Below are 1,719 nucleotides of genomic sequence, written 5' to 3' on the forward strand. Positions count from 1 at the left end.
ACGGCCTATGATCCACATTCACCTTACTCAGCTTCAAAGGCATCTTCCGATCATTTTGTTCGTGCTTATCAAGATACTTATGGCTTACCGGTTGTGATTACGAATTGCTCAAATAATTATGGGCCGAATCATTTTCCAGAAAAATTAATTCCTCTTTGTATTCATAATATATTAAACAATAAGCCATTACCTATTTATGGAGATGGAAAATTTACCAGAGACTGGCTATTCGTAAAGGATCATGCAAAGGCCATTGATTTGGTGTTTCATCAAGGAAAAATTGGAGATTCTTACAATGTTGGAGGCTTCAACGAATGGCAAAATATTGATTTGGTGAAAGAATTGTGTAAACAGATGGATGAAAAGTTGGGAAGGGAAGAAGGTACTTCGGCCAAGCTAATCACTTTTGTTAAAGATCGTCCAGGTCATGACCTTCGCTACGCGATTGATGCCAGTAAGATCAATCAGGAACTTGGTTATCAGCCATCGGTTACATTTGAGCAAGGCTTGTCTATCACCATCGATTGGTTTTTAACGAATCAAGACTGGTTAGATCATGTGACCTCGGGCGATTATCAGCAATACTATAACAAACAATATCAAGGATAAACGATGAAAGTAATTAGCACGAAACTAAAAGATTGTTATATTTTGGAACCTACGGTTTTTGAAGATAGCCGTGGATATTTCTTTGAGTCCTATAATCAACATAAATTCAAAGAATTGACAGGTCTAGATCCTGTTTTTCTACAAGATAATCAATCACGTTCCAGTTACGGAGTAGTTCGCGGATTGCATCAACAGCGCGGTGAATATGCACAAGCGAAATTGGTACGCGTGTTGGAAGGTTCAGTATTGGACGTGGCGGTAGATGTTCGTGAAGGATCGAGCACTTACGGAGAATACGTGGCTGTAGAACTTACAGCCGAAAATAATAGACAGCTTTTTGTACCCAGAGGGTTTCTACATGGCTTTGCCGTATTATCGGAACAGGCTACCTTCTTTTATAAATGCGATAATGTGTATAACAAAGCATCGGAGGATGGTGTCAACCCCTTAGATAAAACCCTTTCCGTGGATTGGCAGATTCCTGAATTGGATATGATCTTATCGGAAAAGGATCAGCAAGCAAGGTCATTTCAATAAGTATAAGCAAAAAGATTACATGAAGAAAAAAATAGTAGTAACGGGAGCACATGGTCAATTGGGATCAGAATTGCGGGATATATTAGGAGTCAATGCAAACTATGAATGTGCTTTTTTAGATGTTGCCGAACTGGATCTGACGAATACGGATACGATACAAGACCGCTTAACGGACTACCATCCAGATATTATTATTCACGGAGCTGCATATACGGCGGTAGATAAAGCAGAGAGTGAACAAGAGCTCGCAGACAAGATTAACCATTTGGCTACCGCAGAGATTGCGAAATACAGTGCTAGTCATGGCTGTAAATTGATTGCCATATCCACAGATTATGTATTTGACGGGAATTCGAGTGTTGCTTTAACCGAAGATTCGGCAGTGGATCCCATCAATGTGTATGGAAAGACGAAACTGGATGGGGAGCATGCGATAGCGAGTGTGTTAGCCGATGCAATCATAGTTCGTACCGCCTGGGTTTATTCGGTCTATGGAAACAATTTTGTAAAGACGATGATTCGCTTGATGAGTGAGCGTGAAGAGTTATCTGTAATAAATGACCAAATTGGTTC

Annotated in this window: 3 protein-coding genes; all 3 read left to right on the plus strand. The window is 40.1% G+C overall.

The genetic code is table 11. The features are described 5' to 3' along the window. The coding region (locus ACFRAE_RS17660; protein ID WP_422798491.1) for a dTDP-glucose 4,6-dehydratase at positions 1 to 609 on the plus strand (609 nt) is incomplete at its 5' end. A 3-nt stretch (positions 610 to 612) separates the two neighbouring features. Beyond that, positions 613 to 1,146: a dTDP-4-dehydrorhamnose 3,5-epimerase gene (gene rfbC / locus ACFRAE_RS17665; protein WP_422798492.1), complete on the plus strand. Its 534-nt coding sequence runs from the start codon at positions 613 to 615 to the stop codon at positions 1,144 to 1,146. 19 nt (positions 1,147 to 1,165) lie between these two features. Further along, positions 1,166 to 1,719, plus strand: a 554-nt coding sequence (locus ACFRAE_RS17670; protein ID WP_422798493.1) for an SDR family oxidoreductase, incomplete at its 3' end; no start/stop codon positions are given.

It is taken from the genome of Sphingobacterium sp. HJSM2_6 (assembly GCF_049316305.1).
Lineage (GTDB): Bacteria > Bacteroidota > Bacteroidia > Sphingobacteriales > Sphingobacteriaceae > Sphingobacterium.